This window comes from Saccharospirillum sp. HFRX-2 (assembly GCF_043196805.1).
Taxonomy (GTDB): Bacteria; Pseudomonadota; Gammaproteobacteria; order Pseudomonadales; family Natronospirillaceae; genus Saccharospirillum.
Genome location: NZ_JBEBMU010000011.1, coordinates 61,466 through 88,440, shown reverse-complemented (window position 1 = coordinate 88,440; position 26,975 = coordinate 61,466). Strand labels below are relative to the sequence as shown.

Below are 26,975 nucleotides of genomic sequence, written 5' to 3'. Positions count from 1 at the left end.
TCCCCATGTGAGAGTAGGTCATCGTCAAGCTTTTAATACCGCCCCGGGCCAGAGATGGTCCGGGGTTTTTTATTGCTTGGAGAACACAAGCACCACGATGACTCGGCCGGCGCTCCGGGACTCTACGAACCGATGTGTCGGACCAACCGGGGCGCCGGCCGACGGAGTGCCGCCCAGGTCATCGTCAAGCTTTTAAATAAACAACCCCGTCCTGCCTAGCAGGGCGGGGTTTTTTATTTTGAAAACCGGATGACGCAGTTTTACTGCTCCCTGGGGCCCATGTGACAGCCGCTGCACCGAAGGTGCCCGGCTGGGGCGCGGAACGCGTCGCGCAGCGATGCCGAGCATGCTCGGCACCCCGAGTAGGTCAGGGCCTAACTAAGGGCTTCTATTGAGCTATTCATTTTTAGGCTTTTAATACCTACCCAGCTCAGAGCAGCCTCTAAGGGCGGCCTAGTGCCGCCCCACTCCCCAGGGTTGTTTTAGACGGACGTTCTGGTTTTTCAATGGCCTCGTTACTGGTTATACTTGCGCCACCTTCGAATATCTAAAGATGCGGGTCCGATAATGAAAAAATTGCTAGTGCTGATGACCTTCACATTGTTGGCTGGCTTGGCCTGGGGCGAGTCTTACGAAGACCAGGTGCGGGACCGTTTGACGCCAGCCGGTAACGTTTGTATAGAAGGACAACCCTGTGAGACGGCTAATGTAGCGGCTGCCTCATCAGCGAGCGATGAGCCGATGAGTGGCGATCAGGTTTACAGCAATGTCTGTGCTGCTTGTCACGGTAGTGGTGTTTTGAACGCGCCGCGCCTGGGTAATGCCGGTGATTGGGCTCCTCGCATCGAGAAAGGCGTTGATACGCTTTATAATCATGCCATCAATGGTTTCAACACCATGCCAGCGAAAGGTGGTAATGGCAGCTTGAGCGATGAAGAAGTGGAAGCTGCTGTTGACCATATGCTGGCCGCTGTTCAGTAATAGCCGGACCAGCAAGAATTAAAAAGGCGACCTAGGGTCGCCTTTTTAATGGTCGGAATAACCTTCCCAAACGACTCGATCACGCCCATCTGATTTAGCCTGATAAAGAGCCTTATCAGCCCTGGCTAATAGTTCATCAGGTGCAACCTCACCAGGACGACAGCTGATGCCGCCAATGGATAAGGTAAGACGGAAATCCGGTTCGAAACCAGACCAGTGATGTTGGCTGATCGTTTCACGAATCCGGTTTGCGATGCGTAATCCTTCCTCAGCCTGGGTGTCCGGAAGGAAGACGGCAAACTCTTCGCCGCCGATACGGGCGGCATGGTCATAAGGGCGCAGTAGTTCGGGAAGCAGGTGACTAAATTCCTTCAGTACCTGGTCGCCACTGGCATGACCGAAGTTGTCGTTAATCGATTTAAAAAAATCCAGATCAATCATCAGCAGGCTTGAGTCATTGGCTAGCGATTCGCTCTGTGCCAGAGTTCGGTGCAATTCCTCTAAGAAAAAGCGACGATTATGCAGGCCGGTCAAGTCGTCGTGGCTCACTAATTCTTCAAGTTGGCGCTTGGTTTCGACCAGTTGCAATTCGAGCCGTTTTTGGCGGGTATTTTCGGTGGCTTGAAAGACCAGACAGCCGGACGGGTGACGGTATTCGGAGCATAGAAACCAGCGCCCATCGCGGGTATCCATTTCAAAGGTGCGGTAGTCGCTAAACTGACGTTTCTGGCGTGCAGATTCAAGCCAGGCTTCTATGTCATCAGTATCAATCGCCAGGGTGCCGTTTTCATAGTAGGAATGACGCATGACGTCATACCAGGAGCGGCCCAGCACGTTCTCGATCGGTAAGTTGAATAGCTGAGCACAGGCCGGATTACAATAAATCAGGCGATCCTGCTGGTCGCAAATATTGATCCCGACCTGAGTTGCTTCCAGAGTCTCGTTCAGTATTGTCTGAACATCCATTTCCATGCAGCCGCGACATCATTAACTTGCAATCAAGCATAGATCACCTTTGGCCAGTCGTCCTTAGCTGCGCTTCAAATATTCTGAAGACCAGAGTCAGGATGTTCTGCTGTGATTATGGCGTCACCGAACTAATATCTAGACTAACTATCACTGGTTTAAATGTATCAATCAGCATGCATTAGGGTGCTGAAGCGAGGGTTTTCATGGGTCTTTTGGTTAACGGTCAATGGCAGGATCGCTGGTATGACACCAGCAAAACAGGCGGGAAATTTCAGCGTGAAGATGCGTATTTCCGCAATTGGGTAACCGCTGATGGTGAACCGGGGCCATCCGGGCGAGGCGGCTTCAAGGCGGAGTCCGGGCGCTACCACCTGTATGTTTCCATGGCCTGTCCCTGGGCGCATCGCGCTTTGATTTTTCGTAAGCTGAAAGGGCTTGAGTCGCATATCGGTTTGTCGGTAGTTCATCCGGATATGCTGGAGGAAGGCTGGGTCTATGATGGTCCTGAGTTGCCTGATTCGACAGCGATCGGTGACGATCTATATGGTCTTAAACGCCATTACGAACTCTATTTGCGCGCTAAAGACGATTACACCGGGCGTGTAACGGTTCCGGTGTTGTGGGATAAAGCGCAACAAACCATTGCCAGCAACGAAAGTGCGGAAATCATCCGCATGTTTAATTCCGCCTTTGATGGCATTACCGGTAATACACTGGATTACTATCCTGAACCGCTGCGCGACACCATCGATTCGGTCAACGAGCGTGTCTATCACACGGTCAACAACGGCGTTTACAAAGCCGGCTTCGCGACCACTCAGGCGGCCTATGAAGCGGCTTTTGATGAGCTGTTCGACAGCCTGGACTGGTTGGAAGAACGATTGTCACAACAGCGCTACCTGGCAGGTGATCAGATTACCGAGGCGGATTGGCGACTGTTCACGACGCTGGTTCGTTTTGATGCTGTTTACGTCGGACACTTTAAATGCAATCTGCGTCGTATTGCCGACTATCCCAACCTGCAGAACTATGTCCGCGATCTGTATCAGCAGCCCGGCATCGCCGAAACGGTGGACATCGTGCACATCAAGCGGCATTACTACTACAGTCACGACACCATCAACCCACATCGTGTGGTCCCCAAAGGACCACAGCTGAGCTTTGATGCCCCTCACGACCGGGATCGTTTTAACGGCTAAATACCGGTTCTGGCTGAAGGCGGCAGTCATAGGAGCGCCATAGCGGCTCTGGTATGATGCCGTCTTCAGTGTCGAGGACTTGCCGATGATTCACCCGCAATTTGATCCGGTTGCGCTGCACATCTGGGGGCCTATCCAGGTGCAGTGGTATGGTTTGATGTACCTGCTTGGTTTTGTGGCCGGGCTCTATTTGGGCATCTGGCGTGCCAAGCGCCAAAGTTGGCGTGGTTTTACCCCCGAACAAGTCAGTGACCTGCTGTTTTATATCGTGCTCGGCATCGTCCTTGGTGGCCGTATCGGCTATGTCCTGTTCTACCATCTGGATCTGTTTTTCCAGAACCCGCTCTACCTGATCCGTATCTGGGATGGCGGCATGAGTTTCCATGGCGGCTTTATCGGTGTGGCTGTTGCTGTGGTGTTGTTTGCCCGGCGCCGCAAGATGGCGATCTTCACCGTGGGTGATTTCGTTGCGCCACTGGTTCCGCCCGGACTGTTCTTTGGTCGCTTGGGCAATTTTATTAATGGCGAACTCTGGGGCCGGCCGACCGATGCTCCCTGGGGCATGATTTTTCCGCAAGTCGATGGTCTGACGCGGCACCCGTCGCAGCTCTATCAGATGGCTGGCGAAGGTCTGTTGTTGTTTCTGGTGCTTTGGTGGTTCAGCCGTAAACCGCGTCCGCGTATGGCGGTATCGGGCTTCTTTATGGTGGGCTACGGGGTATTGCGCATCGCTGCTGAATTCTTCCGTGAGCCGGATGCGCATCTGGGCTTCCAGGCATTGGGCTTCGTCACTCAGGGCATGTTGCTGTCGGTTCCGATGATTCTGATAGGTGTGTTTATGTTGATTTGGGCCTATCGGCATCCACGTTATGAAACCGACACCATGGAGAAAAAAGGCAAGCGCGCATGAAGCAATACCTGGATCTTATTCGTCACATCAAGGCCCACGGCGCTACTAAAGAAGACCGCACTGGTGTCGGCACCACCAGTGTGTTCGGCTACCAGATGCGTTTCGATTTGCAGCAGGGTTTTCCGCTGGTCACCACCAAGAAATTGCACCTGCGCTCAATCATCCACGAACTGCTGTGGTTTCTTAGCGGCGACACCAATATTCATTATTTAAAAGAAAACGGTGTACGAATCTGGGATGAGTGGGCTGATGAAAACGGCGATCTGGGTCCGGTTTACGGTCAGCAGTGGCGCAGCTGGCGTACGCCCGATGGTGACACCATTGACCAGATCAGCCAGGTTTTGAATACCCTGAAAACCAATCCGGACAGTCGCCGTATGTTGGTCGTGGCTTATAACCCGGCCGATGTCGACCGTATGGCATTACCGCCCTGCCACAGCCTGTTCCAGTTTTATGTCGCCGATGGCCGGCTCAGTTGCCAGCTTTATCAACGCTCCTGTGATGTCTTTTTGGGGCTGCCCTTTAACATCGCTTCTTATGCACTGCTGACTCATATGGTGGCGCAACAGGCTGGCCTGGAGGTCGGTGATTTTGTCTGGAGCGGCGGCGATGTGCATATCTACTCCAATCATGCAGAGCAAACCGATCTGCAGCTGACTCGCGAACCCTATCCGTTGCCACGCTTGTCGATTAAGCGCAAACCGGACAGTCTGTTTGACTATCGATTCGAAGATTTCGAAATTGTCGACTATCAGGCGCACCCGCACATCAAAGGCGAGGTGGCCGTTTGACGTCGGGCACTGCCCGCTGAAGGACCTTCATGTCTCAGTACGATCCCGCTTCCTTGCGTCCGTTGGCGGCGCATCAGCTCAAAGCTCAGGTTGATCTGAGCCATCTGAATATCGAAACCACTGCAGACCTGGAGGGAAGTAGTGGGTTTCTGGGGCAACCACGCGCTAAAGAGTCCCTAGAATTCGGCATCGCCATGCGCGGCACCGGATACAATCTTTATGTGATGGGGGAGTCAGGCACCGGGCGTCAGTCGCTGGTGTCCAACTATGTCAAAGATTTGGCTGAAAGCCAGGCGGCGCCATCCGAATGGGCCTACATCAATAATTTTGAAACGCCGCGGGAACCGATGACGCTGGAGCTGCCGGCGGCCCGGGGTGAGGATCTGGCGAAGGCGATCAACAGCTTTATCGAAGATTTGATGGACACCTTTCCGGCGGCTTTTGAGAACCCGACATATCAGCGCAAACGCACCGCGCTGGATCGCGATTTCAATCAAAAATACGACGCCGCCATGGCAACGGTTGAACGCTTTGCCAATCAGCAGGATGTGGCTGTTGTTTCCGACTCAAACAGCGTGATGTTGTTGCCAGTCATAGATGGCAAAGCGCTCGATGAAACTGAATTCGCTCAATTGCCAGAAGACCTGCGTGGTGAGTTCCAAAAGCGCATCAGTGAAATTGAAGAATATCTTAATGAACAACTGCTCGAACTGCCGACCTGGCGACGTAACACCTCGGAACAGCTGCGTCAGCTGAACACAGAAACCGTGCAGCAGGCGATTAAGCCGATGCTCAAAGAGTTGGAAGTTAAATACCAAAGCCAACTCAGCGTGTTGCGTTATTTGCGGGCCATAAAAACCCATCTGCCGCCATTGATTCTGGAACTTTATGCCGATGAGCTGGGCTTGGAAGCGCGCAGCGACCAGGAACGCAAACAGGCGTTGCAGGCCTACCTGAAACCGAACCTGTTAACACAGCGTGAAATGAACGCCGGCGTGCCGGTGGTTTATGAAATGCTGCCGACCTACCAAAATCTTTTTGGCCGTATCGAATACGCCACTCAGCAGGGAATGCCGGTTACCAATTTTCAATTAATTCGCCCGGGCAGTTTGCTTAAAGCCAACGGCGGTTATTTGATTTTGGATGCTGAAAAATTACTGATTGAGCCCTTTGCCTGGGATGCATTAAAACTCGCTCTAAAAACGCGCGAGTTGAAAATGGAGTCGCCCTTTATCGATGCCAGTTTGATGCACTCGGTGACGCTCAGCCCGCAAAGTATTCCGCTGAATGTGAAGATTATTTTGCTCGGTTCGCGCGATATTTATTACCAGTTGCAGGAATGGGATCCGGAGTTTAATGAACTGTTCCGAGTGCCGGTCGATTTCGATAATTTTATTCCGCGTAATCAGGAAACGGTCGATAACCTTATTTTGCGCATCAAGGCCTATGGTGAAGATAAGGGTCTGCGTCCTCTAACACGCAGCGCCTTGGAGCGGTTGATTGAATACAGCCTGCGCGAGGCGGAGCATCAAGGTCGACTCTCTGCTCAGGTGATCAAAGTATTCAAGGTTTTTGCTGAGGCGGATTTCCTGTGTCGTCACGATGAAGCCAAGGTGATCGATTACGAACACGTTGAACGGGCGTTAACGGCAGCGGAGTATCGTAACGGCCGCATTGCCGATCAGATGCTGACCGAAATTCAGGAAGGCACTGTACTGATTGATACCACGGGCGAACGCGTCGGTTGTGTTAATGGCCTTACTGTTATGGAAATTGGTGAAAGCCGTTTTGGTTCGCCAGCACGTATCACCGCCACCGTTCATGTCGGCGCCAAAGGCGTGGTCGATATCGAGCGTGAAGTTGAACTCGGTCAGGCCATTCACTCCAAAGGTGTGATGATTCTCAGCGGCTTTTTGGGCCACGATTTCGGTCGCCGTTTTCCGTTGACCTTGTCGGCGCACATAGCCATGGAACAAAGCTACGGTCATGTCGATGGTGACAGCGCCACCGTGGCTGAATATTGTGCGCTGCTGTCGTCCATCGCTCAGGCTCCGGTGCAGCAATGTCTGGCGATAACCGGCTCGATGAATCAGCTCGGTGAAGTCCAGGCCGTCGGTGGTATCAATGAAAAAATCGAAGGATTTTTCAAACTGTGCGAGCAGCGCGGTTTAACCGGCCAGGAAGGCGTTATTATTCCGGCGGACAATCTTAAGCATCTGATGTTGCGTAAATCGGTAATCGATGCCGTTGCAGCCGGTCAATTCCGTATTCTGGCGGTGCGACATGTGTACCAGGCGCTGGAGCTGTTAACCGGTCAGACGCCTGGCCAGATGGACAGTGGTGGTCTGTTTCCGAAAGACAGCGTCAATGGTCGCGCTCAGGCGGCGCTTAAACAGCTGTTCGAGAATTATCAGGAGACCGATGAAGATGGCTGAGCGGCTTTGGTGCTAGGCAAAGCGATGATGCCGTCTTAAGCTGAATGCCTGGCTGGTTGCCGGGCATTAAATGCGAATCGACTAATGTCTCATTGTGAGTCGACAACGCAACACAACAATGTAGTCCCTAAGACTGAATTTAGAACAAAAACAGGGGAAATAAAATGGAAAGCAAAGTCTATCCGGTGCCCAGTGCAGCCCGTGAACGGGCACTGATCAAAAGCGAAGATTACCAGCGCCTGTATCAGCAGTCGGTTGATGACAACGAAGGCTTCTGGCGTGAGCAGGGACAACGGCTGGACTGGTTCAAACCCTATACTCAGGTTAAAGATGTCAGCTTCGATAAAAGCGATCTGCACATCAAATGGTTCCACGATGGCACCTTGAACGTTGCTTATAACTGCATCGATCGCCATCTGGAAAGCCGCGGCAATCAGCCGGCCATTATTTTCGAGCCGGATGAGCCGACTGACGAAAAACAAACCATCAGTTATCGCGAGTTGCACGGCCATGTATGCCGTCTCGCCAACGCCCTGAAAGACCTGGGCGTCAAAAAAGGCGACCGGGTCACCATCTATATGCCGATGGTGCCCGAAGCCGCCTACGCCATGCTCGCCTGTGCGCGTATTGGCGCCATTCATTCGGTGGTCTTCGGGGGCTTCTCTCCGGATGCTCTGGCGGGCCGTATTGAAGACTGTACCTCCAATGTGGTGATTACCGCTGACGAAGGTTTGCGTGGCGCCAAGAAGGTACCGCTCAAGGTTAACGTCGATAAAGCGTTGGAACAGCCCGGTACCGACTGTGTCGACAAGGTGCTGGTGGTGCGTCGTACCGGTGGCAAAGTCGATTGGAAAGAGGGTCGTGATGTCTGGTACCACGACGCCGTGGCACAGGCATCGGATGATTGCCCGGCCGAAGAAATGAACGCCGAAGACCCGCTGTTTATCCTCTACACCTCCGGCTCGACCGGCAAGCCTAAGGGTGTGTTGCACACCACCGGTGGTTACCTGGTCTATGCGTCCATCACCCACCAGTATGTGTTCGATTATCAAGACGGCGATGTTTACTGGTGTGCCGCGGATGTGGGCTGGGTGACTGGTCACTCTTATATTCTGTACGGACCGCTGGCCAACGGCGCCCAGACATTGATGTTCGAAGGTGTGCCGACCTATCCGTCGGTCAAGCGCATCGCTCAGGTTATTGAGAAGCATAAGGTCAACGTCCTGTACACCGCCCCGACCGCCATTCGCGCCCTGATGGCCAAGGGCGATGAGGCCTACACCGGCGTTGACTTGTCATCATTGCGCCTGCTCGGTTCGGTGGGTGAGCCCATCAACCCCGAAGCCTGGGAGTGGTATCACCAGAACTTCGGCAACGCCAAGCTGCCGATCGTCGATACCTGGTGGCAGACCGAAACCGGCGGCATTCTGATCACGCCGTTGCCCGGCGCCACCGACCTAAAACCCGGTTCGGCGACTCGTCCGTTCTTCGGCATCAAGCCGGCCTTGCTCGATAACGCCGGCCGCACTCTGGAAGGCGCTGTGCAGGGCAATCTGGTGATTACTGATTCCTGGCCCGGCCAGATGCGCAGCGTCTACGGCGACCACGAACGCTTTATCCAGACCTACTTCAGCGCTTACGAAGGCGTCTACACCACCGGTGACGGCGCGCGTCGCGATGAAGACGGTTATTACTGGATCACCGGCCGCGTCGATGACGTTCTCAACGTCTCTGGCCATCGCTTGGGTACCGCTGAGATCGAAAGCGCACTGGTCGCTCACCCGGCCGTATCGGAAGCGGCGGTGGTGGGTTATCCACACGACGTCAAAGGTCAGGGTATCTACGTTTACGTCAGCCCCATGGCTGGCATTGCGCCGACCGAGGAACTGACCAAAGAGCTGGTGCAGTGGGTGCGCAAGGAAATTGGTCCCATCGCCTCGCCAGACTTGATTCAGTGGGCCGACGGTCTGCCGAAAACCCGTTCAGGTAAAATTATGCGCCGTATTTTGCGCAAGATTGCCGCCAATGAGCACGATGCCCTCGGCGATACCTCAACCTTGGCGGATCCTTCTGTGGTTGATGATCTGATTGAGCACCGCCTGAATCAGTAAACCGCGCCCTGCCGGAGCCTACTCCGGCCCATCGAAGCCCGGCCTGGCCGGGCTTTTTTTGTGCCACGGTTCACACTTGGTGAAAAAAGCGTCAAACTGCGTCCGAACGAAAACAACAATATAGAACGGTGATGGCTAGGTTTTGTGCACCGTTCTGCGCCAGGAAATCATTGATGTCTTACCAGTTACTTATTGCTGATGATCATCCGTTGTTCCGCGATGCTTTAACCATGGCGTTACAGACCGGAGAGCTGGCGGACTGCCGTATCGAACTGGCTTCAACGCTTGATGAAACCCGCGAACGGCTCAGTGCCGGCAACGAATATGACCTTTTGTTGCTCGATCTGCGCATGCCCGGCAGCGAAGGGTTCTTTGGTCTGGTTCAGATTCGTAAGGAATTTCCCGAGGTGCCACTGGTGGTTATTTCTGGCAGTGATGACCCGGTAATCGTGGCTCGAACCCGCGCCCTGGGTGCTTTGGGTTTTATCGCTAAATCGACTTCGACCAGGGATATTCAGGCTGCGGTAGCGCGAGTCTTGGCCGGAGATGAAGTCTGGCCGGAAGGCTTGCCGGAGCGCGAGGACGACGCCGAAATAGCCGACATCGCCCAGCGCATTCAAGACCTCACCGACCAGCAATTACGAGTCTTGCAGCAGTTGCAACGTGGCCGGCTGAATAAGCAGATCGCCTATGATCTGAGTATCTCTGAAGCCACCGTTAAAGCGCATGTCACGGCTATCTTCCGTAAGCTGGGGGTGCTCAACCGCACTCAGGCGGTCATCCTGGCTAACCGTTTGGCGATGGAAGCGGACCCCTCTCTGCCTGGCTGAATCAGCCGACGCGGGCGCGCAGCAGTGCCCGCAGCGCCGCTGGCTTGACCGGTTTGCGCAGAAATCCCAGTCCCAAGGCTTCGGCCTGACCGCGCAACTGCTCATCCGGGTGCGCGGTGATCAAAATCCCCGGAATTTTCTCACCCCAATGTTCGAGCAGGCGTGGATAGAGGCTGAGGCCAGTCTCAGTTTCGCCCAGATGGTAGTCGAGCAAGACCAGATCGGGCAGTTGCGATTGCAGTGCCTGCTCGGAGCGGTTGGCAAAATCGGTCTGGCAGCCCCAGCGTTCCAGCAACGTGACCAGTGCATCGACGTTCTGCGGTTCGTTGTCGATGACCAGCACGCGGAAACCGAAATCACCCTGTTCGCGCGCCAAGGTGGGCATGAGCGGTACGACCCGATTGAGCTGACCGCGCGGCAGGCTGACCTCAAAACAAGAGCCAAAACCCGGACGAGATCGTACCGTCACCGGATGATTCAGCAGCTGGCTGAGCCGCGCTACCACACCCAGGCCCAGACCCACGCCCTGAGCTTCCTGGCTGTGTTGATCGAGGCGGGTGAAGTCCTGAAAGATGCGTTTGAGGTCCTGATCATCGATACCCAGACCGGTATCCCAGACCTGAATAATCACCTGGTCACCACGCAAGCGAGCACCGAGCAGAACACCGCCGGAGCGAGTGTATTTAATAGCGTTGGAGACCATGTTCTGCAGGATCCGGCGCAGCGAATTGGGCACCGACAACACCGTTAAGTTGCTTGGGCGCACGCGCAGAATCAGGTTCTTCTCTTCGGCGACAGGCGTGAATTCATTGCGAATGCTTTCAAACAGGGTCGATAAACTCAGCGCTTCCGGTTGGACGGGTTCATCGTTGCCATCCAGACGGGCAATTTCCAGCAGCGTCGACATCAACTCTTCGGTGGTGCGCAACGACTGGTCCAGTTTCAGCAAGGTGCTTTCCCCGGGCCATTGTTCGCTCAAAGAGGCGGCATATAGCCGGGCGGCATTCAAGGGTTGCAGAATGTCGTGGCTGGCCAGCGCCAGAAAGCGCGTCTTACTGGCGTTGGCGCGTTCGGCCTCGCTCTTGGCGGCGAGCAAGGCGGTTTCGGCGCGTTCGCGCTCCTTGATTTCCTCACGCAGCGCTTCGGTACGCTCGGTGACCCGCATTTCCAAGGTGTTTTTGGCGTCTTCCAATTCGTCCTGGGCCCGGACGAATTCGGTGATGTCGTTGAAGGTGGTTACAAAGCCACCGCCAGGCAGTGGATTACCACGCATTTCGATCACCGAGCCGTCGGTGCGCACGCGGATAAAACGGTGTGAAGAGCCTTGCTTGAGGTGGTCCAGGCGCCGGCGCACGTGTTCATCGGGTGAACCCGGGCCGCATTCACCGCGTTCGGCGTTGTAGCGCACCAGACTGGCGACCGGAACGCCGACGCGAATCATACCTTTGGGGTAGGAATACATTTCCAGATATTTGCGATTCCAGGCGACCAGGCACATATCGCGATCAATCACCGAGACGCCGTGGTCGATGTTCTCCAGCGTCGCCGAGAGCACCTTCTGGTTGAACTGAATGGCCTGGGTGGTTTCGTCGAAGAAGGTGACCACGTCTTCGAAATTCAGATGCCGACCCGACAACGCCGAATGCATCAAAGCGCGCGCCGAACTGGCGCCAATCACCCCGGAGAGGGTGCGTTCGACGTAGCGGATAAAGTCGGGCGTCGGCGGTTCCTGATCGTGCAGTTGCAGATGGTTAACGCGCTCGAAGTCTTCCACCAGCTCGCGGCTGCGGCCGACCCCGGCAAAACGTTCCAGCATCGACACCAGATCAGCAACACGGATGGTGCTCTTTTTGGGCAGCTGACCCGGCTGATGCAGATGTTCGTCCATCTTCACATAGGCGGTGGCCTGCATGCGGTCGTTCAGGCTGGGATGAGTCCGCCGCGAGACCCAGACATAAAGAGTGATGTTGGCGATCAGACTGAAGAAAACGCCGTGGCTTAAGGAGTCAGAAAACTCGAAGCCGAACATGGCCTCCGGGCGCAGCCAACTGAGACCAAAGAGACCATCGCTGAGCAGGGCTTCGGGCAGCATGGTCGAACGCACCAGCGTGGGTAGCATCAGCGTCCAGGCCCAGAGTAAGGTGCCGACCGACATGCCGGCGTAAGCGCCCCAGGCATTGCCCTTGGTCCAGTACAGCCCGCCGAGCAGTGCCGGCATCAATTGCACCACCAGCGAAAACGCCAGCAGGCCGATGGTCGACAGTTCATCAATGCCACCGAAGGAGTGGTGATACAGCCAGGCGGCGAGAATTACGGCAACGATGGCGCCACGGCGCAGCAGAATCAGCATGGGGCCAACCTGAGCGTGGGGTTCAGCCAGGCGCCGATGCATAACCAGCGGCAGTACCACATCGTTGCTGAGCATGGTGGACAGCGTCAGGGTGGTGATGACGATCATCGCCGTCGACGCCGAGAAGCCACCGATAAACATCAGCGCCGACAGCCAGTTTTGCTGACTGGCCTGTGGAATCAGCAACACATAGGTATCGGCGTTGACGCTGCCCACCGGAAACAGCGACAAGCCAGCGGTGGTGATCGGTAAAATGACTAGGCTGATCAACACCAGATAACCGGTGAACACCCAGCGCGCGACGTTGACGTGATCGCGGTCAGTGTTCTCCACCACTGTGACGTGAAACTGGCGTGGCAATACCAGTACCGCGCTGGCGGCGAGAATCACCTGAGTCAGAAAATTCAGCGACATGCCGTGCCACTGAAAGGCCCCCAGTTGGTGGTAAATTTGGGAAAATTCGCTCGGCCCGGTGAAGAAGACGAAAATAACAAAGGCCGCCAGACTGATCAGCGCGGCCAGTTTAACCACGGATTCAAAGGCGATGGCGAACATCATGCCGCGGTGATGTTCAGATACATTGACCTGACGCGTGCCGAACAGCGTGGCGAAACCAATCATCGCCAGGGCGACAACCAGGGCGGTGTCGGTAATGCCGCTTTGCACCATCAGGGCCGGGTCGACCAAGACTTCCAGGCTGGTTGAAACCGCCTTTAATTGCAGCGCGATATAGGGCACTCCGGCCAGGGTGCAGATGCCGGTAACCAGCAGCGCAATGCCATTGCGTTTGCCATAGCGCGATGCCAGAAAGTCGGCGATGGAGGTGGTATTCTGCCGCTTGCCGATCTTCACCACCTTGTGCAGCAGCGGACCGCCAAAGACGAACACCAGGATGGGTCCCAGGTAGATCGGCAGAAAATCCCAACCACCGCTGGCGGCGCGACCGACGCCACCGTAATAGGTCCAACTGGTGCAATAGACTGCCAGCGACAACGCGTAGATGGTGGCATTCACCCAGTTCGGCCAGCGGCGTTCTTTTTGTCGATCGCCGAAGAGCGCTAAGCCGAACAGCAGCGTCACATAGGCGATGGCCAGCATAAAGATGGACCAGGGGTTCATCACGATAGCAGTCTCGTCTTTGTTATTATTGCGCCGCTCGCGCCGGCGGTGATCCTGGACGGCGGCTCGAACGAATAGTACCAGAAAGCCTCAGCGGCACCGTATGGCTTTGATAGGTCTGACAAATTTAAGGTCGATGATGTTCTAGCGTATAACTATCAACATGTTGATGCCTTTGTTTAGACATGAATAGTCGTTTAGACATTAGTTGTCGTTAAGACATGAGCGGTATCGGCACTGAATTCTCCGTGGTTTATCAGCAAGCAGCTGATGACCGCCTTGTTCTGGATGCAGTCAATGAAAGAAGCAACGCAACACCCTGCCGTCGCCTATGGTCGTCTTGGCGTGTTATTGGTCAATCTGGGTACCCCTGAGGCGACCGACTACTGGAGCGTAAGGCGTTATCTGAAGGAGTTTCTCTCCGATCGGCGAGTCATCGAACTGCATCCGCTGCTGTGGTGGCCGGTGCTCAATGGTCCCATCCTCACTTTCCGGCCGCGTAAATCGGCCGAGGCTTATCGCAAAATCTGGTTGCAGGATCACAACGAATCGCCGCTGCGTTATTACACTCGACGTCAGGCGGAACGTTTGCAGCAACGCTTCGATGACGTGGTGATTGACTGGGCCATGCGTTATGGCAAGCCATCCATTGCCGAGCGTCTCGATGCGTTAACGGACGCTGGCTGTGACCGCATTCTGATCGTGCCGCTTTATCCGCAATATTCTGCCACCACCACCGCCTCGGTAACCGATGCTGTGTTCGATGCGCTCAAAGCCAAGCGTTGGCAACCGACCCTGCGAGTGGCGCATCCCTGGTACGATCATCCGGCCCATGTTCAGGCACTGACTCAGCGCATCCGCACAGAGCTGGCGGAGCTCGAACAGGAACCGGATGTGCTGCTGTTTTCCTTTCATGGCCTACCGCAGAAATATTTTGATCTGGGTGATCCCTACTACTGCCATTGTCAAAAAACCGCGCGGCTGGTGCGTGAAGCGCTGGGCTGGCCGGAACAGCGGGTGCGGGTCACTTTCCAAAGCCGGCTGGGACCCACGCAGTGGCTTAAACCCTATACCGCCGAGGTGTTACAGCAGTTGCCGGCAGAGGGCATCAAGCGTATTGCCGTGGTGATGCCGGCCTTTGTGTCGGATTGCATTGAGACGCTGGAAGAAATTGGCATCGAAGGTCGCAAAACCTTTCTGGAGGCTGGTGGCGAAGCCTGCGCGGTGTTGCCCTGTCTGAACGACAGTGATGAGAGCATCGAGATGCTTGAGAAAATCGTCACGCAGGAGTTGTCTGGCTGGCGCTGAAATAACAGTGGAATAAAGCTGAAATGGGTGTAACTGGACTGGGTGTAACAGATAGGGTCTGGCGGGAAGTTAAGCTGGCCCTTTTTTTGTTTTTGGAAGGCCTTAAATAAAAACAGCGCCCTTGTTCTTGTTTTTGGATGGGCGCTTATCGTTCTTATCTCACCCCTTTGTTGTTGTTATTGAGGGGCGTCTTTATCGTTGTGTCTAGTATAGAGCAGGTGCTGTGCCAGATTTGAAAAACTCAATAAAAACAATAAGTTAAATTCAATCGGTTAATATCTGATCAATTTCATTCTCGTTTACGGCTTCTTGACGTGTGAATCGGTAACACTTCACAGATGTCGGTAACATCTCGACTGAGTTGTGTGCGTTTTTTGTAATCGATTTCAGGACGCTTCGGGTCCTATGGGCGTATTTTTGACACCTCAGCGCGGCAAAGGCGTTACAATCCCGGCCGGTTTACCGAACGAAGGGTTTATAGATGTTCAAACGTATTAAAGACTGGCTGGCCAGTTCCGCTTCGGCGGGTGCTAAGCAGGTTCAGGGCGAAGCCGTTGAGTACAAGGGTTATCGCATCACCCCGACGCCGCTGGTCGAAGGCGGGCAGTTCCGGGTCAGTGGCGTTATTGAGTCCTTGTCTGATGCGGAAAAACGCCACCGTTTTATCCGTTCTGATCTGGTTGCTGGCCAGGATGAAGCCTGCGATTTTACCGTCCTCAAAGCCAGGCTGATGATCGATCAGCTGGGCGATTCATTGTTTGACCGCTGAGGTCGGATGTCACGGTCTCAGTGATCGATGCCAAAGTGGTCGAGAAAAATGGCCACGCTGTCGGAGGCGATCTGCGCCCGTTCTGAATCCGTCGGAATGGGCGCGTGCCAGACCACTTGAGGCCAGAAGGCCTGACCTTTAATCAGGTTAAAGAAATGCGCTGTAGCCAGGTCGGCATCGGTGGTGTTTAGCCGACCGGCGGCGACGGCAGCGCCCATCCAGCGGCGTGCGCCGCTCTCTTCCTGCGTCATCCATTCCCGCGCCTGATCCGCCAGGCTGGGCGTGCGGGCAAATTCGGCCACCAGGACCGCCGTCAGCCGCAAATAGTCGGCCGATTGCAACAGCGTCAATTCCTGCTCGGCCAGGGTTATTAGCTGGCTGCGTATCGACTGGTCGGGGTGGTAAGCGAGTTCGGTCGCGGCTTGCGCCTGACGCCAGACGTTCAGAGTGATGCTCTCAAACAGCTTTTCCTTGCTGGCGAAATGGTTGTAGACGGTGCGCTTGGACACCTCGGCCCGTTGGGCGACGCGGTCCATGTTGGCGCCCTGAAAACCAAATTCTTTAAATTCCTCGGCGGCGGCATCGAGTATTGCCTGGTGCTTGCGTGCGCTGACGCCCTTTCTCGCGGTCATCAAGTTTCTGTCCCATTGGCTGGAAGTCACAATATTACACTCGTCGGTTTACTCTTTGAATCCGAAAAGTAAACTGATGCGTATAGTTTGAGTTCGCGCAACGGGCTACGGCCTCTGCTTTTCCCCTTTTTGTCAGAGGCATTTTTTATGAAACGCCGGATCTTATTGCTGGCACTGGCCGTCGCAGCGATCACCTTGATAGGAGGCTTTATGGCCCAGGAACTGACTTCCCCACAAACGACTGCGGCTACTGCAAACGGTCGTTATGCCAACATCGACCCGATGCGACCCAATGCGTCGATGTGGCACATTCTCAAACGCTACTTCTTTGAGAAAAGTGATCGCTCACAACCCGAGCCGGGAACGATTCCGGTGGTGCCGATGAGTGCTGACGATCTGCTCGCTGGCCGTGAAGACCGGATTTATCGTCTGGGGCATTCGTCCTTGCTGCTGCGCTTGGACGGCGAGCTTTGGTTGACCGATCCGGTGTTGTCGCAGCGCGCTGCTCCGGTGCAGTGGGCAGGCCCCAAACGCTTCCACGAGTTACCGATTGATCCGCAACAACTGCCGCCGATCAGCGGTGTGCTGATTTCGCACAACCACTACGATCATCTCGATAAAACCAGTATCAAGTTACTGAAAGACAAGGTGCAGCAATTCCTGGTGCCCGAAGGTGTAGCGGCGACGCTGGTGGAATGGGGCGTGGATCCGGCGCGTATTCGCGAGCACCGCTGGTGGCAGTCAAGCCGAGTCGGCGGGCTGTCTTTCACCGCCACGCCGGCGCAGCATTTTTCCGGCCGCGGACTCTTCGACCGTGACGCCACCCTGTGGATGTCGTGGGTGATAGAGACGCCGTCGCAACGACTCTTTTTCAGCGGCGACAGCGGCTATTTCTCCGGCTTCAAAACCATCGGCGCTGCCTTTGGTGGTTTTGATCTGGCACTGATGGAAACCGGTGCCTACGACCCGGCCTGGCCGGGCGTGCATATGACGCCGGAGGAAACGCTGCAGGCCTATCGCGATCTGGGTGCCCAGCGGCTGTTCCCGATCCACAACAGCACCTTTGATCTGGCGCTGCATGCCTGGTTTGATCCGTTGGAACGATTGGCGACGTTGGCCGAAGCTCAGGGCGAAACCCTGGTGACACCGCGCATTGGTGAAGCCATGTCGCTGGCGGATGTGGCCAGCCTCCAGACGGATGCCTGGTGGCGGCCTTTGATGGGGCAATAACTCAGCGGACCAGCGCTGAGAACCTGGACTGAGCGCAACGCTCAGTTCAGGTTTTGGCGATAGTCGGCAAAGAGCGTGGTGATGTCATTCTGATCAAAGCGGTATTGCTGGTGGCAGAACTGGCAATCACTGTGCAGTACGCCTTCCTCTGCAACCACTTTCAAGGCTTCTTCCTCACCCAGCGTCAGTATCGCATTGGCGCAGCGTTCGCGGCTGCAGGTGCATTCAAAACGCAATTCATGAGCGTCGAACAGACGCAACTGCTCTTCGTGGAACAGCCGGTGCAGTAAGGTCTGATTATCGAGTTGCAGCAGCTCTTCGTCGGTCAGCGTATCGGCCAGATGCGTGACTCGATCCCAGGCATCGGTGTCCGGGTTTTCCAGGCTGCCTTCGCTGGCAGATTCGGGCATCGCCTGAATCAGTACGCCGCCAGCGCGCTGGCCATCAGCGGCCAGCCACAGTCGGGTGCGAATCTGTTCGGACTGGCGAAAATAATCTTCCACGGCGCGGGCGAGCGATTGGTCATCGTCATCAATCGGCACGATGCCCTGATAGCGCTTGCCCTGATCCGGTTCGATGGTAATTGCCATCTGGCCTTGCCCTAACAAGGGCGCCTGGGTGCTGAAATCGTCGGTGTACTGGGCGATGGCGCGCACCGCTTCGTGGTTGCGGCATTCGGCCATCAGCATGCGTACCTGACCGGCACCGCGCACCTGCAGACTCAAGCGGCCCTCGAATTTCAGCGTGTCGCTGAGCAGCGCGACCGCCGCCATAAACTCTCCCAGCAGGCGTTGTACCGGTTCGGGATAATTGTGCTTGTCCAGCACGTCCAGGTAGCTCTGGCCGAGGCCGGTGATTTCGCCGCGAATCTGTGATTGGTCGAACAGAAAGCGTTGTGTTTGGTCTGGGCTGCTCATGTAACTCGGGTCATCCGCGGTCAGGTATTGAGAGTGTCTTTAAGGCGACGAATATCGCGCCGCTGTTTTTTGCTGGGTCGCTGGTCGGGTGCCAGTCGGTGTGCCTGTTCGGCTTTGCGTTGGGCTGCGCGTTGTTCGCGCTGGGTGACCGAATCGGCGGTCTCGTTATACAGCAGGCGGGCCTCGGGCGCGCCACGACGTTTGTCGCTGACGGCTTCGATCACCACCGTCATCTCATCCCAGCCTAGACGCAAGCGCACGCTTGCGCCGGTTTCTACGGTGCGGCTGGGTTTGGCGCGGGCGCCGTTGTAATGCACTTTGCCACCCTCGATGGCTTCTTTGGCGAGATTGCGCGTCTTGTAAAAGCGGGCGGCCCAAAGCCATTTGTCGAGCCGCACCGGCGTACTGTCGGTCATGCCGATTCCGCTGTTGATGCATGAAGCGCCCAAGATGCGGGCCCCGGTCGCCTTCTGCAAGGGGTGGCGTGTTAAACTGCCGCTTCACTCTTATCTCAAGCTGACACCCTATGTCGCTCGATCCTCAATTTGGCCCGAAACGCATCGCTTCGCTGTATCAACTGATGCAGAAAGCCGGGGATCGTATTCTGAGAGTGTACGGTGATTCCAGCCGCTGGCAGACCAACCGCAAAGCCGATGATTCTCCGGTGACGGCCGCCGATATAGCGGCCAGCGAGACGTTAGTAGCCGGCTTGCCCAAGGTGATTGATCGGCCGGTGCTGTCCGAAGAAGCTGTGGTTGCCTGGGAAGAGCGGCGCCATTGGCAGCAGTATTGGCTGGTCGATCCGATGGACGGCACGCGCGAGTTCCTGCATCGCAGCGGGGAATTTGTCATCAACGTGGCCTTTATGGACGCCAACCAGCCGGTGTTTGGCATGCTCTATCAGCCGGTTACCGGCCGGGCCTGGTGGGGTGGCGTTGCAGTCGCACCCCAGATGGGGTGGCCTGATCAGCCACAGCCATTGCGCGCCGGTCGTTCTGGTGAGGTGGTTCGTGTGCTCGGCAGTCGTCGTACCGATTGGCGCGGTCAGTGGCGGCCCCGACTGGAAGCGGCGGGCTTTCAGGTGGAAACGCAATCGGTGGGATCGGCGCTTAAATTCATGCACCTGGCTGAAGGCCAGGCCGATATTTATCCGCGCCTGGGGCCGACCAGTGAGTGGGATACCGCCGCGCCACAAGCCATTTTGGAAGCAGCCGGCGGCGCTTTGGTGCAGTGGGATGGCTCGGCGTTGGAATATGGCAAAGCCGATACGCTCAACCCCGAGTTTGTTGCGGTGTCGGATCCAGACCTGTTGCCAACGGTCTTGAATCGCTGAAGCCCGGATTTATTCGGTGAACAGTTCCAGGCCCAACTGGCGCGACAGCGTATTGAAGTCGACCGCCACCTGCGCCACTACCTGACGCGTACTCTGCCAGGTGTCCGGGTCGATATCGCCAAAGGTGTAATTTTCCGGCAAGGCTGCAATAGCCGTTCGCGCCGCTGCCAGATGCTCGTTAATGATGGCGCTGGTCACATCGGTATCGGCGCGGTCGAGCCAGGAAGCCAGTGACCCGGCGTCTTCCTCATTTTCCTGCAGCAACGCCTGCATGCCGTCCAGACGGGCCAGCAGATGGCGTCGGCCCTGGCCGGCTTCGGCGCTGAGGTGATGCCAGCTGCTTTCTTCCAGCGTACCGTCGGCAAAGCTGTAGCTGAGCAACTCAACCTGAGCCAGGCGTTGCAGGCTTTGCCAGGTTAACCGCAGTTGACCTTCTTCGGTGAGCAGATCGAAACCGGTCTCACCCTGCCAGCGGTTGGCGGAGACCTGCAATTGGCTCAGCAGATGATCGGTCGCCAGGCGCAAGTATCGATGACGACGTTCGACCACGGCGGCATCATTGTTGGCAACCGGTAACCAGGATTCGGTTAGAGGTTCACGCCAGAGGAAGGTTTCCACCACCGGAAAACCCAGGGAAGGCGATTCCGAATCCATCATCTGGTGCTGCTCGACCAGGTTGTCCAAGGTCAGGTCCAGCCCGCTTTCATGCACCAGGCCGCTGTAAGGGTAATCTGGCAAGCCGTCGATATAGCCGGGTTGGAACGGCCGGATGTTGATCAGGCTTTGGGTGCGTCGGAACTGAGCCTGTTCGGTGACACTGAAGGCGCGCTGGTTAAACGGACGGAGACGATTCCACTGTTCGTAGCAGTCATGCCAGGCTGCACGCGCCAGATCGCGGTTAGCGGTGTTCGGCTCGGCCAGAAAGTCGGTCACGCCGGCATCGAGATCGTTGCAGGCCAGCATCAAAGCGGCGCCCTGGCGCTGGGCGGTTGAGCGCACCAGGTCGGCAGCGGCTGCAAAACGCGGCCCAGTGTCGACGGTTTCGTCTTGTGCTGCTTCCGACGGCAACAAGGATTCCAGCTCAATCGGTTCCGGATCGGGATCCGAACAAGCGCTGAGTATCAGTCCCAAGCTGAGCAGGATGGCACTGTGGCGGATGCCGGGACGCTTAAAATTCGGCATGTGTTTCCCTCAAACTGATAATGGACCAACCTCGTTGTTGTGCTTCGGCCTGCAAACGCTCATCCGGGTCTACCGCGACCGGATGATCGACCAGGGACAGCAGCGGCAGGTCATTGTGCGAATCGCTATAGAACCAGGCACCGTCCAGCGTTTCATCGTGCTGTTCCAGCCAGTCGTTAAGCCGTGTCACCTTACCTTCGCGGAAACTGGGAACGCCTTCCGGCCGACCGGTATAACGACCATTAATCTGCTCGGCTTCGCAGGCGATCAGATGTTCAATGCCGAGATATTGGGCGATGGGGCCGGTAACAAAACGGTTGGTGGCGGTGATGATCATCAGGGTGTGACCCAGATCACGATGCTTGTTGAGCAGCGCCTCGGTACCGGCCTGAATCATGGGAATGATTTTGGCGTCCATAAAACGCCGATGCAGTTCGGCCAGTTCTGCCGGGTCTTTGTCGGCGAGGAACTCCAGCACGAACAGCAGGTAAGCCTGAATATCGAGTCGACCGGCTTGGTAGTCGGCAAAAAACTGGTCGTTGGCGGTTAATACCGTGTGCGCATCAACGAGACCGGACTCGACCAGAAATTCGCCCCAGGCGTGATCGGAATCGCCACTGAGCAGGGTTTGGTCGAGGTCAAAAATGGCCAGGGTCAAGACAACTTCCTTAGACAAAAAACGCGCCCAAGCCGGGCGCTTAAGGCTGCTAAGAGTACGGATTCTAACCAGACGGTACAAGCGCCTGGCGGTCGCAGACGCACCTGTTTGGTGTTTGCCAAGGCTTGTGGAACAATGCCTGCATGGGGGTTTCGCTTCAGTGCTGCCCTCACAGACCCCTCAGGGGCCCGGTGAACCGGCCGGCACCCCGTGCCGGCCCTGCGATAAAGCGGCAGTGGCGATGATCGATTCCGATGGCTATCGCCCCAATGTGGGCATCATTCTGACTAATGGCCAGAACCAGGTTCTGTGGGCCCGGCGTATCGGTCAGGACGCCTGGCAATTTCCGCAGGGCGGCATCCGTGCCCAGGAAACGCCGCTGGATGCTCTCTATCGCGAACTGCGCGAAGAAGTCGGCTTGGGCGAGGACGACGTTGAAGTGCTCGCCTGTACTCGCGATTGGCTGCGTTACCGGCTGCCCAAACGCATGATTCGTTATAACGCCCTGCCTATTTGCATCGGACAAAAACAGAAGTGGTTTTTGTTGCGCATGCTGTGCGCCGATGAAGACGTCCAACTCAATGTCAGTGACGATCCGGAATTCGACGGTTGGCAATGGGTTTCGTACTGGTATCCGCTGGCTAAGGTGGTGTCGTTCAAGCGCTCGGTCTATCGTCAGGCGATGGCCGAGCTGGCGCCGCGCATCAATCGGGAGCAGCGTATTCGTGGCTGACATGTTGCACCTGCTTCGCCAGGTGGTCGAAGAAGTCAACAGCGCCCGGGATCTGCAAAGCTCCCTGCGTACCCTCGTTGGCCGCATTCGCGCGGGTATGGATGTGCAGGTGTGTTCGGTATTTCTGTGGGATGCGCACGTCGAGCGCTATGTGTTGATGGCCACCGACGGCTTGAGCCCAGACGCCATCGGCAAACTGACGCTGACCCAGAATCAGGGCCTGATCGGCCTGGTGGGCAAGCGTGAAGAACCGATCAATCTCGGCGATGCCACCCGCCACCCCAATTACCATCTGGTGCCCGGCCTGGGCGAAGAGCCTTATAAAGGCACGCTGGCGGTGCCGATCATCCACCACCGCAAACTGCTCGGTGTGCTGACCATCCAGAAGACCGAAGCCGGTCGTTTTGGCGATGAAGAAGAAGCCTTCCTGGTCACGCTGTCGGCGCAGTTGGCCGGCGTTATTGCGCATGCCGAAGCCACCGGCGCGCTGTCAGGGTTGAACCTTCTCGGTGACGAGCAAAAGGACGTGCGCTTCCAGGGCGTGCCCGGTGCCCAGGGTGTTGCCATCGGCCAGGGGCACGTGTTGTTGCCGACGGCGGATTTGAAGGCCGTGCGGTTTCGGCCGGCAGAGGATGTCGATGCTGAAATAGCATTGTTCCATCAGGCCTTGGGTCGTGTGCGTGCTGATTTGCGGGCCACTCGCGATAAGTTACAGGTTGAGCTGCGTCCGGAAGAGTTAGCGCTGTTTAACGTCTATGTCGACATCCTCGATGATGCTGCGCTGGGCGAAGCGGTGATCGAACGCATTCGCCAGGGCGAATGGGCGCAGAGCGCTTTGGCTGGTGTGATGCGCGGCTATATTGACCATTTTGAAAGCATGGACGACGCCTACCTGCGTGAACGTGCCGCCGATATGCGCGATCTGGGTCGGCGAGTGCTCGCTTATCTGCAGGAATCGACGCCGATACAGGCGATCCCTGAAAACGCCATTCTGATCGGCGAAGAAATATCACCGACGGTGTTTGGCGAACTGACCGGCGCCAAGATCGCCGGCATTGTTTGTACCCGTGGTTCGGCCAACTCGCACATCGCCATTCTGTCGCGGGCGCTGGATATTCCCACGGTGATGGGGGTGCAAGAGCTGCCCTGGCAGGCGCTGCAGGGCGAAGACCTGGTGATTGATGGCTATCGCGGCCACCTCTATTACCGGCTGTCGGATGAAAAACGCCAGCATTTCGAAGCGGTGTGTCGGGAAGAGGCCGCGCGTGAAGCGGGGCTGGAGTCGCTGAAAGACGAGCCGGGCACCACCCGCGATGGCCTGGCCATCACCTTGCTGGTGAACACCGGTTTGCAGACCGACATCATCCGCTCGCAAGATCGAGGCGCCGACGGTGTGGGTCTGTTCCGCACCGAAATCCCTTTTATGATGCGCCAGCGGTTTCCCTCCGAAGAAGAACAGGCGGCTATTTATCGCGCTCAGTTGGAAGCCTTTGCACCGCGTCCGGTCACCATGCGCACGCTTGATGTTGGCGGCGACAAAAGCCTGACCTATTTTCCCATCGTTGAAGACAATCCCTTCCTCGGTTGGCGCGGCATTCGCGTCATGCTCGATCACCCTGAGCTGTTTATGGTTCAGGTGCGCGCCATGCTGCGGGCCAGTGAAGGCTTGAATAACCTCAAGGTGATGCTGCCCATGGTGACCAGCGTCAGTGAGGTTGAAGAGGCGCTGGCGATCATTCATCGCGCGGTAATGGAGTTGAACGAAGAAGGTTTGGCGGTTCGGGTACCGGATGTTGGTGTGATGGTCGAGGTGCCATCGGCGGTGTATCTGATAGCCGAACTGGCCAGCCAGGTGGACTTTATTTCCGTCGGCAGTAACGACCTGACCCAGTATCTGCTCGCGGTCGATCGCAACAATCCGCGCGTGGCCGCCATCTATGATGCCCTCCACCCGGCCGTGCTCAAGGCATTGAAGGTGGTGATCGATGCCGGTAACGCCGCCGGTGTACCGGTGAGTCTGTGCGGTGAATTGGCCGGCGATGCGCTGGGTGCGGTGATACTGGTTGGACTGGGTTATCGGCAGTTGTCGATGAGCAGCTCAAATTTATTGCGCGTTAAATCGGTGCTGCGGCAAATCGATACCGACTGGGCCGAACAGGTGGTGGCGGGATTGCTGCATCTGGATAACCCACGTCTGGTGCGCTCGACCCTGCAGTTGGCGTTGAAGAAGCTTGGCATCCCGCTATCGGCACTCGGTCTGGCGCCCGCTGGCTGAGTCTTTGCTGCGAAAGCTCCCATTTGTCACAACCTGGTCTAGGCTTAACAGGCAATGCAATAAACGTTTTGCCCGGGAGGCGTGGCGGTAGTGAAAGTAAGTACCAACCGGGTGGTTTTGAACCTTGCCGTTATTGGGATCGTTTGCCTGGCCGTCTTGGCGCACCGTTTATACGACAATGAAAGTGTCGCTATCCGGCAAAGTTTCCAACTTGAGGTGGATCAGCACGCCGTGGCCTTTGAACGCGAAGTGTTGCTGAACCTGGAAATTCTGTACGCTCTGAATCAAGCCTTGTCGACGGTCGAGACGATCGATCCGGCCTTGTTTGAACGCGTCACTGAAGGGGTGTTGCGCCGCTCTCCGGCAATACAGGCTTTCGCCTGGGCGCCCTGGGTTGATCAACCACAGCTGCAACCCATGCAGCAGCAAATACGCCAGTGGATTCCCGACTTTGAAGTGTTCGAACGGGCCGGTACCGCCGCCGTCGCTGTGGCGCAACGCGACTGGTACGTGCCGGTGGTTTTCATCGAGCCGCTGGCCACCAACCAGGCAGCGGTGGGCTTCGATCTGGCCAGTGAACAGCGTCGCTTGAACGCCCTGCTTGAGGCTCGCGATAGCGCAGCCCTGGTCGCAACGGCGGGCATTCGATTGGTCCAGGAACCCGAAAACCAGCAAGGTTTTTTGGTGTTTTCGGCACTCTATGACGGTCAACCCCAGCAACCACAAGAACGACGCGCCCGGTTGCGTGGTTTTTTCAATGGGGTGTTCCGGGTTGGCGCGCTGTTTCAGCAATCCATCGGCGTGACCTCCCCGGGAGATATCTGCATACGCATCATCGACCGCACCAGTGGTCAGGATGAGGTGTTGTTCGAGAATATCCCGCCCGATGTTAAGGCCTGGCATATGCCTTGGCGTTACGAGTCGGACGTCTTTGATGTCGGCGGTCGTCAGTGGTTGATCGAAGCCATTCCCGCCCGGAGTTTCGCCGTTGAGCAGCGCAGCTATCTGCCCTGGTTGGTGTTCGGTGGCGGGCTCTTATTTATTGTCCTGCTCAGTGGCTATGTCATCGCCACCTTAAGACGTAATACTGAACTGCAGGCCGCCCGCGACCAGTTGGAACGCATCTCTTTAACCGACGGCCTCACTGGTCTGGCCAATCGTCGTCATTTTGATCAGCACCTGACGCAGGAATGGGCCCGGGCGCAACGCGAAGGCACCTCGGTGGCGTTGATCATGATCGACATCGATCACTTCAAAAACTACAACGATGAATACGGTCACCCAGCCGGCGATCAGTGTCTGCGCCGCGTTGCCGCCGCGCTGCAGAGAATCGCCCAGCGACCACTCGATCTGGTGGCGCGCTATGGCGGTGAGGAATTTGCCATCATTCTGCCGCATACCGAAGACCCGGCTCAGGTTGCTGAGCAATGTCGTCAGGTAGTGGAAGATTTGCAGTTACCGCACGCTTTCTCCGAAGCAGCAGCGGTGGTGACCATCAGCGCAGGTGTCTGTGTTGGCCAGCCAAGACAGCACGATGTTCCAGAGACGTTGACCGAAGGCGCCGATCACGCCCTCTATGAGGCTAAAGAAGGCGGGCGTAACCGGGTGGAGGTGTGTGACAAGTTGCTGCGCAAGACGACTTAAAAATCGCGCACCAGAGCGCCGACATCGGTGTGCTGACCAATCAGTTGCTCCAGTCCGGTCGGATTGATCAATTGATAGAGGCGGCCATCGCGTTCGGCGGTTGCAGCTATGTAGCCACCCGCCATATTGGTGTCGGCGTCCTGAGTGTTGAAATACTGCACACCTTCGACCTTGGCGACTGCCAGGCCCATGCGCGATTCGGGGAAGTCGACGATCAGCATGAATTGCGGTTCATCCAACTGACCGTGTCCGGTCATCCGTAACAGATCAATCACCGCCAGCGTTTCGCCGCGTAAACCGACCAGACCCATGACACCCAGAGCGGTACTGGGTACCGGATTGAGTGGCTGCCAGGGTACCACTTCCTTGATCAGGGTAGCCGGAAAGGCCAGAGGTTCCTGGTCGAGATACACCACGACCCACATTTCGTTCGACATCGTCATCGATCGGCTCCTTATGGTTGGTTCACACCAACCCTCCTATTCAGCCTAGTCAGGGGTCTGCCAAGCTGCAAACCAGAACATCGGCCGAGTGCCACCAAGCTTGAGACCAGAGCGTGGTGACTAAGACAGTCGTGGGCGCTTCTGGTACCTTGTGCG

At 56.5% G+C, this 26,975-nt stretch carries 22 protein-coding genes; 14 read left to right on the top strand and 8 right to left on the bottom strand.

What is annotated here, in order from left to right; translation table 11 throughout:
* Positions 1–567: 567 nt before the first annotated feature.
* Entirely contained in the window at positions 568–981 is a 414-nt protein-coding gene (locus ABMA60_RS17355) for a c-type cytochrome (protein WP_392805826.1), read from the top strand.
* Between the two features lie 45 nt (positions 982–1,026).
* Here ABMA60_RS17355 and ABMA60_RS17350 read toward each other — a convergent pair whose 3' ends face one another.
* Positions 1,027–1,953, bottom strand: coding sequence for a diguanylate cyclase (locus tag ABMA60_RS17350; RefSeq protein ID WP_392805823.1), 927 nt, complete (start codon positions 1,951–1,953; stop codon positions 1,027–1,029).
* Positions 1,954–2,153: 200 nt separating this feature from the next.
* Here ABMA60_RS17350 and ABMA60_RS17345 point away from each other — a divergent pair, with 200 nt between their 5' ends.
* From ABMA60_RS17345 to ABMA60_RS17320, 6 genes are all read left to right on the top strand, one after another.
* A complete protein-coding gene (locus ABMA60_RS17345) occupies positions 2,154–3,149 on the top strand; it encodes a glutathione S-transferase family protein (RefSeq protein ID WP_392805820.1) in 996 nt (331 codons plus the stop codon).
* Between the two features lie 85 nt (positions 3,150–3,234).
* Positions 3,235–4,059 (top strand): prolipoprotein diacylglyceryl transferase, encoded by an 825-nt coding sequence (lgt, locus tag ABMA60_RS17340; protein ID WP_392805817.1) that lies wholly within the window; start codon positions 3,235–3,237, stop codon positions 4,057–4,059.
* Positions 4,056–4,850 carry a thymidylate synthase gene (gene thyA / locus ABMA60_RS17335; protein ID WP_392805814.1) on the top strand — a complete coding sequence of 265 codons (795 nt, stop codon included), beginning with the start codon at positions 4,056–4,058 and terminating at the stop codon, positions 4,848–4,850. Before lgt ends, thyA begins: the two co-directional genes overlap by 4 nt.
* Positions 4,851–4,879: 29 nt before the next feature.
* The gene (locus tag ABMA60_RS17330) at positions 4,880–7,285 is read left to right on the top strand and encodes a Lon protease family protein (RefSeq protein WP_392805811.1); all 2,406 of its coding nucleotides are present in this window, start codon (positions 4,880–4,882) and stop codon (positions 7,283–7,285) included.
* A 164-nt stretch (positions 7,286–7,449) separates the two neighbouring features.
* On the top strand, positions 7,450–9,396 hold the full coding sequence (gene acs, locus ABMA60_RS17325; RefSeq protein ID WP_392805807.1) for an acetate--CoA ligase: 1,947 nt from the start codon (positions 7,450–7,452) through the stop codon (positions 9,394–9,396).
* A gap of 173 nt (positions 9,397–9,569) precedes the next feature.
* Positions 9,570–10,226 carry a response regulator gene (locus ABMA60_RS17320; RefSeq protein ID WP_392805805.1) on the top strand — a complete coding sequence of 219 codons (657 nt, stop codon included), beginning with the start codon at positions 9,570–9,572 and terminating at the stop codon, positions 10,224–10,226.
* 1 nt (position 10,227) lies between these two features.
* Here the strand turns inward: ABMA60_RS17320 and ABMA60_RS17315 are convergent, their stop codons facing one another.
* On the bottom strand, positions 10,228–13,695 hold the full coding sequence (locus ABMA60_RS17315; protein ID WP_392805832.1) for a PAS-domain containing protein: 3,468 nt from the start codon (positions 13,693–13,695) through the stop codon (positions 10,228–10,230).
* Between the two features lie 270 nt (positions 13,696–13,965).
* On the opposite strand from ABMA60_RS17315, the gene hemH reads away from it, so the two are divergent.
* Entirely contained in the window at positions 13,966–15,003 is a 1,038-nt protein-coding gene (gene hemH / locus ABMA60_RS17310) for a ferrochelatase (RefSeq protein ID WP_392805802.1), read from the top strand.
* A gap of 481 nt (positions 15,004–15,484) precedes the next feature.
* Positions 15,485–15,772 (top strand): HlyU family transcriptional regulator, encoded by a 288-nt coding sequence (locus ABMA60_RS17305; protein WP_392805799.1) that lies wholly within the window; start codon positions 15,485–15,487, stop codon positions 15,770–15,772.
* 17 nt (positions 15,773–15,789) lie between these two features.
* On the opposite strand, the gene ABMA60_RS17300 is transcribed toward ABMA60_RS17305, so the two are convergent.
* A complete protein-coding gene (locus ABMA60_RS17300) occupies positions 15,790–16,404 on the bottom strand; it encodes a TetR/AcrR family transcriptional regulator (protein WP_392805797.1) in 615 nt (204 codons plus the stop codon).
* Positions 16,405–16,551: 147 nt separating this feature from the next.
* Here ABMA60_RS17300 and ABMA60_RS17295 point away from each other — a divergent pair, with 147 nt between their 5' ends.
* Positions 16,552–17,634: an MBL fold metallo-hydrolase gene (locus tag ABMA60_RS17295; RefSeq protein WP_392805794.1), complete on the top strand. Its 1,083-nt coding sequence runs from the start codon at positions 16,552–16,554 to the stop codon at positions 17,632–17,634.
* Between the two features lie 41 nt (positions 17,635–17,675).
* Here the strand turns inward: ABMA60_RS17295 and hslO are convergent, their stop codons facing one another.
* Together hslO and hslR are read right to left on the bottom strand one after the other, a co-directional pair.
* Positions 17,676–18,551, bottom strand: coding sequence for an Hsp33 family molecular chaperone HslO (gene hslO / locus ABMA60_RS17290; protein WP_392805791.1), 876 nt, complete (start codon positions 18,549–18,551; stop codon positions 17,676–17,678).
* Positions 18,552–18,571: 20 nt separating this feature from the next.
* Positions 18,572–18,967 carry a ribosome-associated heat shock protein Hsp15 gene (gene hslR, locus ABMA60_RS17285; RefSeq protein ID WP_392805787.1) on the bottom strand — a complete coding sequence of 132 codons (396 nt, stop codon included), beginning with the start codon at positions 18,965–18,967 and terminating at the stop codon, positions 18,572–18,574.
* Between the two features lie 110 nt (positions 18,968–19,077).
* On the opposite strand from hslR, the gene ABMA60_RS17280 reads away from it, so the two are divergent.
* On the top strand, positions 19,078–19,884 hold the full coding sequence (locus tag ABMA60_RS17280) for a 3'(2'),5'-bisphosphate nucleotidase CysQ (protein WP_392805785.1): 807 nt from the start codon (positions 19,078–19,080) through the stop codon (positions 19,882–19,884).
* Between the two features lie 9 nt (positions 19,885–19,893).
* On the opposite strand, the gene ABMA60_RS17275 is transcribed toward ABMA60_RS17280, so the two are convergent.
* Together ABMA60_RS17275 and ABMA60_RS17270 are read right to left on the bottom strand one after the other, a co-directional pair.
* Entirely contained in the window at positions 19,894–21,066 is a 1,173-nt protein-coding gene (locus ABMA60_RS17275; RefSeq protein ID WP_392805782.1) for an imelysin family protein, read from the bottom strand.
* Positions 21,053–21,724: an HAD family hydrolase gene (locus ABMA60_RS17270; protein ID WP_392805779.1), complete on the bottom strand. Its 672-nt coding sequence runs from the start codon at positions 21,722–21,724 to the stop codon at positions 21,053–21,055. The genes ABMA60_RS17275 and ABMA60_RS17270 overlap by 14 nt, the downstream gene beginning before the upstream one ends.
* 241 nt (positions 21,725–21,965) lie before the next feature.
* On the opposite strand from ABMA60_RS17270, the gene ABMA60_RS17265 reads away from it, so the two are divergent.
* From ABMA60_RS17265 to ABMA60_RS17255, 3 genes are all read left to right on the top strand, one after another.
* Complete coding sequence (locus ABMA60_RS17265; RefSeq protein WP_392805776.1) at positions 21,966–22,457, top strand: RNA pyrophosphohydrolase; 492 nt, start codon at positions 21,966–21,968, stop codon at positions 22,455–22,457.
* Between the two features lies 1 nt (position 22,458).
* Positions 22,459–24,732 carry a phosphoenolpyruvate--protein phosphotransferase gene (ptsP, locus tag ABMA60_RS17260; RefSeq protein ID WP_392805829.1) on the top strand — a complete coding sequence of 758 codons (2,274 nt, stop codon included), beginning with the start codon at positions 22,459–22,461 and terminating at the stop codon, positions 24,730–24,732.
* Between the two features lie 90 nt (positions 24,733–24,822).
* Positions 24,823–26,376: a diguanylate cyclase domain-containing protein gene (locus ABMA60_RS17255; protein ID WP_392805773.1), complete on the top strand. Its 1,554-nt coding sequence runs from the start codon at positions 24,823–24,825 to the stop codon at positions 26,374–26,376.
* On the opposite strand, the gene ABMA60_RS17250 is transcribed toward ABMA60_RS17255, so the two are convergent.
* On the bottom strand, positions 26,373–26,819 hold the full coding sequence (locus ABMA60_RS17250; protein ID WP_392805771.1) for a chemotaxis protein CheW: 447 nt from the start codon (positions 26,817–26,819) through the stop codon (positions 26,373–26,375). The genes ABMA60_RS17255 and ABMA60_RS17250 overlap by 4 nt on opposite strands.
* Between the last annotated feature and the right edge of the window lie 156 nt (positions 26,820–26,975).